This window comes from Lentilactobacillus dabitei, from assembly GCF_019061365.1.
Lineage (GTDB): Bacteria > Bacillota > Bacilli > Lactobacillales > Lactobacillaceae > Lentilactobacillus > Lentilactobacillus dabitei.
Genome location: NZ_JAHPPD010000104.1, coordinates 1 through 8,129, shown reverse-complemented (window position 1 = coordinate 8,129; position 8,129 = coordinate 1). Strand labels below are relative to the sequence as shown.

General features: G+C 41.9%; 8 protein-coding genes. 2 read left to right on the top strand and 6 right to left on the bottom strand.

The window, feature by feature from the left end:
- Positions 1–103 precede the first annotated feature (103 nt).
- The 6 genes from KTE19_RS12070 to KTE19_RS12045 all read right to left on the bottom strand — a co-directional run bounded on the left by KTE19_RS12070 (position 104) and on the right by KTE19_RS12045 (position 6,469).
- Entirely contained in the window at positions 104–1,279 is a 1,176-nt protein-coding gene (locus KTE19_RS12070) for an aminotransferase class I/II-fold pyridoxal phosphate-dependent enzyme (RefSeq protein ID WP_217162683.1), read from the bottom strand.
- 342 nt (positions 1,280–1,621) lie between these two features.
- The gene (locus tag KTE19_RS12065) at positions 1,622–2,260 is read right to left on the bottom strand and encodes a DUF421 domain-containing protein (protein WP_217342381.1); all 639 of its coding nucleotides are present in this window, start codon (positions 2,258–2,260) and stop codon (positions 1,622–1,624) included.
- The gene (locus KTE19_RS12060) at positions 2,260–2,712 is read right to left on the bottom strand and encodes a DUF3290 domain-containing protein (protein ID WP_217162684.1); all 453 of its coding nucleotides are present in this window, start codon (positions 2,710–2,712) and stop codon (positions 2,260–2,262) included. The genes KTE19_RS12065 and KTE19_RS12060 overlap by 1 nt, the downstream gene beginning before the upstream one ends.
- A gap of 30 nt (positions 2,713–2,742) precedes the next feature.
- Positions 2,743–4,542 (bottom strand): glycerophosphoryl diester phosphodiesterase membrane domain-containing protein, encoded by a 1,800-nt coding sequence (locus tag KTE19_RS12055; protein ID WP_217342380.1) that lies wholly within the window; start codon positions 4,540–4,542, stop codon positions 2,743–2,745.
- Between the two features lie 240 nt (positions 4,543–4,782).
- Complete coding sequence (locus KTE19_RS12050; RefSeq protein WP_217162688.1) at positions 4,783–5,556, bottom strand: DUF2705 family protein; 774 nt, start codon at positions 5,554–5,556, stop codon at positions 4,783–4,785.
- Between the two features lies 1 nt (position 5,557).
- On the bottom strand, positions 5,558–6,469 hold the full coding sequence (locus KTE19_RS12045; protein WP_217162690.1) for an ATP-binding cassette domain-containing protein: 912 nt from the start codon (positions 6,467–6,469) through the stop codon (positions 5,558–5,560).
- 461 nt (positions 6,470–6,930) lie between these two features.
- On the opposite strand from KTE19_RS12045, the gene KTE19_RS12040 reads away from it, so the two are divergent.
- Entirely contained in the window at positions 6,931–7,617 is a 687-nt protein-coding gene (locus KTE19_RS12040; RefSeq protein ID WP_217342379.1) for a type 1 glutamine amidotransferase domain-containing protein, read from the top strand.
- 51 nt (positions 7,618–7,668) lie between these two features.
- The gene (locus KTE19_RS12035) at positions 7,669–7,956 is read left to right on the top strand and encodes a hypothetical protein (protein WP_217162694.1); all 288 of its coding nucleotides are present in this window, start codon (positions 7,669–7,671) and stop codon (positions 7,954–7,956) included.
- Positions 7,957–8,129 lie beyond the last annotated feature (173 nt).

Here is an 8,129-nt window from a genome sequence, read left to right as displayed (position 1 = left end):
TAATTCATGCCTAATAACAAAAAAGCATCACCTTTCGGTGATGCTCATAAGTCGCCATCAATACGATTTGACTTTGACCCATTTATCTGATGCAATGGACTAATTATCGGTCCGCCACACTGCTCTTATCTTTAACCATCTGTTTAACAGCCTTCATAGCTGCTGCCAATGCTTCATCGCTGGCGGCATAACTAATCCGAATATATTCGTTATCGCCAAATGGATCACCAGGCATCAAGCCAATATGGTAATCCTTAGCCAATGTCTTAACAAATTGCCAACTATCCATTTGCAAGCTAGCTGGAATCTTAGCGAAGACGTAGAACGCCCCGCCTGGGTGAACCACGCCAAACCCAGCTTCGTCCATATTTTTAACAACGAAATCACGACGCTTCAAATATTCCTTACGCATCACAGCCGCATCATTTTGCCCATTGGTTAAGGCTTCAGTAGCAGCATATTGAACCAACGAAGCTGCAGCAGTCACGGTAAATTGATGAACCTTAGCGATTTCATCAATGACCGGATGTGGTCCAAACACTAAGCCTAACCGCCAACCAGTCATCGCGTGTGACTTGGACAAACCATTCGTAATAATCGTTTGATCAGGTAATAGTTTCGAAATTGTGTAATGCTTTTGACCATAAGTCAATTCACCATAAATTTCATCACTAATCACCCAAATTTGATTCTTCTTCAAAGCTGGCGCCAAGGCTGCAATTTGTTCTTCCGTATAAGCAACCCCGGTTGGATTATTCGGATCAGTTAAGATCAATCCCTTGATATTCAAATCAGGATAATCATCGACCGCCTTTTGAATTTGTTCCGGCGTCAACACGAACCCGGATTTACTGGTATCAATAAAAATCGTTTTCAACTGGTTTAAGGTCATCAGCGCATCATAAAGTGGATACGCAGGCGTTGGAACAATTACCGCATCCCCAGGCTTAAACAACGTCTTAACAGTTGAGGCCAAGGCTTCTGTCGCCCCGACTGAAACCACAATTTCGTCCGCTGAATAATTATAGCCAAACTTGTCTTTGTAATACTTGGAAGCTGCTTCTCGCAACTCTTGGAATCCCCAATAATAGGGATAGTGTGAGCAATTTGTATTAATTGCTTCAATCGCGGCTTTTTTAATATGCTCCGGAACATCAAAATTAGGTTCACCCAAAGTTAACTTAATAATATCTGGATCAACACTAATGTCATGATCAAATTTTCTCATGGCAGATGGCTTAACATTTAAAACATTTGGATTAATATCGTTTAATTCCATAAAAAGGGGTCCCTCCGCAGCATCTAATTTTTGTATGATTGATAAGCACGTGATATGTATCACGATTACTCAATAAGAATTAGTTTTAATCATAAATCATATTTATAAGAAGTCAATGAGGATCCAATTGATCACCGGATAAAGATGGTTTGATCAAAAATAATTAAGATATTCCAACGAAAACAAGGAATTAGCCCATAATTACCTCAGATTATTTTGAGAGTATTTCGGGAATTTACCTTGACAAATAGGATTCATTCGTCATTTTCAACGGGTTTCATTAAAAAATGATGATAATTTTTTCGAATAATCAATACCATTATTTGGGAATCATTTGCAAAACTAGTTGTCATCAAATTTAGCAACTGTCAGTGACTTATCTCGATAAGTTGCCCAAAAGACATCTTTAATCTGGTCAATTCCCTGTTTCTTTAATTCTTCAATCAGCCAGCCTTCATCCTTGTCCATTAACTCCAGCACGTCCGGGTCCACCTGACCATCAACAATCACCGGATAACGAATACTGCCTTCGCCTCGGTTCAAGACTGTCAGTGAGCCATTTTGCTCCACGATGGCCCGTTTCACTTGGCTGATGTCATAGACACCGGCAGTTCGCAGCTTAAAATCAACATCTTTAGCTGACAAATTGGCCTTCAAACAATTCTCCACCAACATCTCACCGTTACGAACAATCGTAATTGGCTCACCCTCGATCAGCTTACCAAACCAGTGCAGGTGGGTTTTCAGGTACCTGGTCACCATGATCAGCAGTGCCCAGAGTAGTAAAATCACCAAAAACTGGGCCATTGTGATTGCCAGATTATAAATCACGCCCCCGATAATGCCACCAAGGACGTAGTTTTGCAGCTGATCCATCGCCGAAGTGGGGGCCAAATTGCCCTTCCCAGTCAGGTTAATTAAGATCGTGATAAATAAAAAACCAACTACCAACTTCAATAACACGTCAGAATATGTAAACATCAGGCTTTCCCCTCCACTTTAATATCATGTTGATCATGCAACTCAACTTTTTCCAAAACAAATTGGGTTCCATCAGAATTATAATCAATCCGAAAAATGCCTTTTGGTGTCTTAATCATCAAGTTGGCATTCTGGCTGGTTGAGTTGATACTAACTTTCTGAGGGGCGACCCCCAATTGTTTTGCGGATTCCTTGACCACTGTGGTGATTTGGCCAGTTTGCTTGCTGGCAGATTGGACAGCACTGAAATCGTCGTACTGCATCGCCAAAATCAGCAACAAGAGTGTGCCAACGATAATACTGAGATCCTTATATTTAACGTCCAACCGATTTCGCAGGTAATGAATTAAAAAGACGATGAAGATCAATGCCAGCACGCTTAGAATAATCATTCGAGCGTACTGCCAATTTCCTTGGGACTGATGCAGGTAGTTATAGGTGTAGAATGTCATGGTTCATCCCCCAATTTTAAAAAATATTCATTAGTTACTGGTATCCTCAATTTGTAATTCATCGGAGTAAATCAGTAACCGCCCGGCATAACTTGGATGGTTAAAGTTCGTCTGAATGACCCCTTTAAGCTCATTTAAATCATCCGTAATGATCCCGTCCACATTCATGAATAACAGCCTGGTCATATCATCCGAATCGTCAACAGTCCAACCGTAGACCTGTTGACGATGGTCGTGGGATTGCTGAACAAATTGGTTATTTAACGTCGTTTCTTCCATTGTGTAAGCATTTGCCTTAGTTTCCGGAAATGAGAAGTTGTACGGAAGAATGTAGCTGACAAATAATTTGGGAGCGCGTTGCTTCAACCCGCTGATCACGTTGTAATCCAACGAATGAATGTGATCATGGTCACGTAATAGGCGTCGTTGATACTTTTTGATAAACAGGCTGAGCATATTCGGACTGTCGTGACTGGTCGTTTTGATTTCAACCAACAGCTTTTGATGATCCCGCTCGGCTGCGGCTAAATAATCGTCAAAGCTGGCAATATGAGCCGTGTGCCCATTTTCATGAACAATCAGCCGTTTCAGTTGAGCCAATGTTAATTCATAAGGTGCTGCATCCACGCCGGCCAATTTTTGCAAATTTTCATCATGCATGACCACAAACTGATGATCTTTAGTTTCATGAATGTCCATCTCAACGTAATCCGGCTTTTCTTTACTGGTTTTGTTCAGTGCCGGGATGGTATTCTGGACACCATTGCCATCATCGACCCCGCGATGAGAAATGGTGAGCGGCCGCGTTAACAGGCTGCCCTTTAAGTACAGGCCATTATAAGTAACAAGGCCACCCAAAAATAGCAAGATCAACGTCAGGGCCGCCAATCGCCGCCTCATTTTCCGACGGGGTGACAGCTTAGCAATAGTCTGAGGAGCTCGGCTTAAGTTCCGTTCCCCCGCCACTGACGTCAACATGAGCATAAAGACTACCACGCTAAATGAGGCAATCAGGCGTTGCCAAATCATGAGTACGCCCATATTCATCACTGCACCGGCAAAGGCGATACTACCGGACTGGCCGTCCAAGTATTTTTGAAACCCATAGAGCGCAAATGACAACAGGGCCGTTGATACCAGGCTAATTGCCCCAAGAACCAATAGTCGCCAAAAGTACTGCCACGATTTGCCGCGGGTCATTTCCCAACTTTTTTTAGCAGCGGAAAATCCGGTCTGATGAGTCAAAATCATCAGTGGCAAGACTTGAATTAAGCGAATGCTGATGTAGAAAACGGCAATTGCCAGAACAGCCAGAAGAACTGCCAGGTACTTGTTTTGCTCCAGATCATCCAAAACAAACGTCGGAATCGCCGCTTTAGCAAGCAGTGGTGAATTGAGATAAGTATAAGAAAATGGCATGATCAAAATAAAATAGCCCAAGAAAAATAAGAAGCTGGCAAATCGCAGTCGCCGCATGTCGTTAATTGCATTCCTGACAATTTTCCAGAGACTCTGATTCTGACTATAAGCGATGTTATCGATACCGTAGAGTAAAAATGCGAACTGCCAAAAGACCAGCGCAAAAAGAATCCCCAGCAGAAGAATCAGTTCAACAACTGCGAGTGGCTTGGCAGTCAACAGCCAGCCAACGTTGGTATAAGATATGTACGGAATTTGATTACTTCGTAAGATAAAACTTGTAAAGTACTCCAGCATCGGGACAATCAGACCAGCTAAGATCACATTCATGACAATAACTAAAGTAACGTAGGCGCCCCAGTTATGAAAAAATTTATTAATTGATTGTTTTAATAATGGCTTTCCAAGCATATTTGAAGCCCCCCCTCTTCCTGAAATGAAACAACTTTATCATAACATAGCTGTTGGCGCACTACTCAGCTAGAGAATGGTTAGACGAGATTGTGACGAACGGCGATTTGATCCCAGAATCTAAGTAAAAAAATAATGCACCCCTGATTTGGAATGCATTGCTTTTTTACTTAAATGGCCTAAATCAGCCGTTTGTCGCAGGCTATCGCTCATCACGGTTCCATGGACGATCTGAGCCTCTTACACGCTTCTCCGTTTAAAGACCACATAGCTGATCGCCATAAAAATTGCCGTATAAGCCAGGCTGCCACATATCATTTCCGGCGTCGATAATAGCGTCATCTTATGATAAGTGTCTGAAGTCAGCTGAGCCGGTAAATTCATCATATTCAACGGGTTCCACTTAAGCCAGTCCCATTTCTGCATCAACACAAACATTAATCCAGATACCACACTCAGGGCAAAGTAGCCAATGATGCCGATTGAAATTGCCGCAGCGGTGCTCTTGAAAATGTTTGCCAGCAATAATACCAAGCTCAACACTAACCATACTGACAGGAACTGGCCAATGAGGTTCATCAACTGAGTTTCAATGATACTTTGGTTATTTGCATAAGTATCAGTTAATTTGAAGTTGCCGTTATATAAAACGACTTTCAAGATCAAGGAATAGACAAACACTAAAGCATAGAAATAAATTGAGTAGATCAACATGGTGATCCACTTACTAACCAGAATTTCACCCCGATAATACTTTCGATAAAGCAATTCCTTGATCGTGCCATACTGAAATTCCATTGCGATAATTGAACTGCATGCGGCAATCAGGAACAAGACAACCCAGCTGCCACCGGTATACATCGTCGTAAACATATTCTTGGCTGACCAATACTTCGGATAGAGTTTGCTCAAAACACCAAAGGCCGTCATGATGATCAATAGGGCAATTGAAACTGCCGGGGTACTTTTCTTATGCAGTAATTTATAGGTTTCTTGTTTAACTAAGGTTATCATTCTATGACTCCTTTACTTTGTCGTTCTTCAGCAATTCCAACAATGAGGTTTCCAAGTCACTATGGACATGTTGAACGTCCTCAATGTCGATGCCGTTGTCAGACAACAATTTAATGACGTCGGCCATTTTGGTGTCATCAGTTTCAATGATGCTGACACCGGCAGTTTGGTCAAGCTGATACCCATTCTGGGTCAGGATTATCGTTGCCTTGTCATCGTCAGAAGTCTTCACAACCAAAAGTCGTTTGCCGCCGCTTTCAAGGGTAGCCATGCTTTCCTTATACACAATTTGACCTTTATCAATCACAACCAGGTCATCAATTAACTTTTCCAGTTCGCTCAAGATATGGCTGGAAATCAAAAATGTGGTCCCTTGTTTGGCGAGGTCTAAAATAATTGTCCGCAAGTCTTTATTTGCTTGGGGATCCAAACCATTCATCGGCTCATCTAAGATCACAAATTTTGGTTGGTTTACTAATGCCAAGGCAATTCCGAGCTTCTGCTTCATCCCTAATGAATAGGTTTTGGCTTTCCGATCAATATAGGTCGTCATCTTCATCCGATCAACAATCTCATCAATCTGATCCTGACCGGTCGTTTCCTTCGAGAATAGCTTCAAGTGCTGCATTCCGGTCAAAAATGGATAAATCCCAGGGTATTCGATCAAGGCGCCAACCTTGTCCATTGCTTGATGACTTATGGGTGAAACTGCGTCACCATCGATCGTAATCTGGCCGCTGGCATAGTTAAATAATCCTAGCACAGCCTTCATGATGGTTGATTTACCAGCCCCGTTAGGACCAACTAACCCGACGATGTGACCGCGTTCAACGGAAAATGAAACATCTTTCAAGACATGTTTGGAACCAAAACTCTTGTTAAGATGTTGAACGTTTAAAATAATGTCTGACATTTGTGCCTCCTATTTTAATTGAGTGTGCGAAGCAAAACGGTTAGAAACTGGATCATAAGGCTCCCCAGACATAAATTCTGGTTTTGAATTTCTGGCTGGGGTGCTTATGAGGAAGTTTCTGTTTTGCGCAACAGTCCTAAGATCCAGTGTGCGAAGCAAAGCGGTTAGGAGTCGGAGCGTAAGTCGCCATAAACAGAAATCCTGGTTTTTAGGATTTTTGTTTGTGGTGCTTACGTGCAGACTCCTGCTTTACGCAGCAGTCCTAAGATCCAGTGTGCGAAGCAAAACGGTTAACTATTCTGCATTATGTAAAAACTGTTATCCAAACAGTTAAGTTTTAGGGTAACATATTTTCCTTTCAGATTACAACACCCCATTTTCAATCATTCCCAATCAGAATGTAGTAATATAGACGAAGGGGAAGTTTGACGAGCGAGTTAAAAAGTGAGGTAAAGTAATTCATGACAAAGGCATTGATCGTTGTAACCAATAATGCAAAGTTCGATAAACTGTATAAAGCTACCGGCATTTGGCTTCGAGAAGCCGCTCATTTCAATAAGGTGATGCAGGAAAATGGCATCGACGTTGATTACATGAGTCCAAAGGGGGGGTATGTTCCCATCGATCCCCTTAGCTTAGCACCAGACATGATGGACCAGATCGACTGGCAATATTATTTAGATGATGAATTCCGGAATACTCATTTGGCAAAATCTCTGAAGCCAGCTGATATTCAACCAGCCGACTATCAAGTCATTTATTTTGTTGGTGGTCACGGGGCAATGACCGATTTTCCAGAAAATAAAGAGTTGGCAAGCATTGCATCCGCTATTTATAACAACGACGGAATCATCGCTGCCAATTGTATTGGCGTTTCAGCATTGCTGGCAATCAGGACAACTGACGGCAAACGCTTTGTAAACGGCAGAAAATTAACGAGTTTTACCAACGATGAAGAAGCCTTAAACGGCTTAACCAACGATGTTAAATTCCTACCAGAGGATGAACTGAAGAAATCCGGGGCCACTTTTGAAAAAGGAGAGGCCTTCAAATCCCACGTGGTCGTTGATAATCGGCTGATCACTGGTCAAAATGCAGATTCAGCAACCGATGTCGGCGAAGCAGTTATTAAGGCTTTATTGAAGTGAATCAGCTCATTCCATTTCTCTAATGCCTAATCATTCATTAGGAGGACCGACATGAGTATTTGGAATGATTCTTCGCTCTACATCTTAATTGTGACAACGTTGGTTGGCCTAATCGCACTCTTTTTAATGCGGACAAAGAAAATGCGATTCAAAGAGCCGCGACTTTGGCTAACGCTGGAAATTGTCCTCACAATTTGTGGCCTATTTTCTAACGGCTTAGGTATTATCTTTCTAATCACACCGTTTTATAACTTCATTTTTTCTTTAATAATTGGTTTACTAGCGATTGGGCTCGGCGTTTTTTGGCTGATTGAGGTATTCATTGGTATTCAAAAATAAGAACGAGTCTATCTGCGGCCATGATCCGCAATCTAAGAGATTAGGAAAGCTTTCGTTCGCACAGCAAAAAAGCACTTTCCTATTTGTCTAATAAATAGAGGCTCTTCGTCAACTGTTGTTGGTGAAACTAAATTCGAGTTCTAATCACTTTGTGATTAGGGCTCTTTTTGTTT

What these genes read in the sequence shown, in the direction of transcription:
- KTE19_RS12070 (WP_217162683.1), bottom strand. Translation starts at nt 1,279, where the DNA reads ATGGAATTAAACGATATTAATCCAAATGTTTTAAATGTTAAGCCATCT.
- KTE19_RS12065 (WP_217342381.1), bottom strand. Translation starts at nt 2,260, where the DNA reads ATGTTTACATATTCTGACGTGTTATTGAAGTTGGTAGTTGGTTTTTTA.
- KTE19_RS12060 (WP_217162684.1), bottom strand. Translation starts at nt 2,712, where the DNA reads ATGACATTCTACACCTATAACTACCTGCATCAGTCCCAAGGAAATTGG.
- KTE19_RS12055 (WP_217342380.1), bottom strand. Translation starts at nt 4,542, where the DNA reads ATGCTTGGAAAGCCATTATTAAAACAATCAATTAATAAATTTTTTCAT.
- KTE19_RS12050 (WP_217162688.1), bottom strand. Translation starts at nt 5,556, where the DNA reads ATGATAACCTTAGTTAAACAAGAAACCTATAAATTACTGCATAAGAAA.
- KTE19_RS12045 (WP_217162690.1), bottom strand. Translation starts at nt 6,469, where the DNA reads ATGTCAGACATTATTTTAAACGTTCAACATCTTAACAAGAGTTTTGGT.
- KTE19_RS12040 (WP_217342379.1), top strand. Translation starts at nt 6,931, where the DNA reads ATGACAAAGGCATTGATCGTTGTAACCAATAATGCAAAGTTCGATAAA.
- KTE19_RS12035 (WP_217162694.1), top strand. Translation starts at nt 7,669, where the DNA reads ATGAGTATTTGGAATGATTCTTCGCTCTACATCTTAATTGTGACAACG.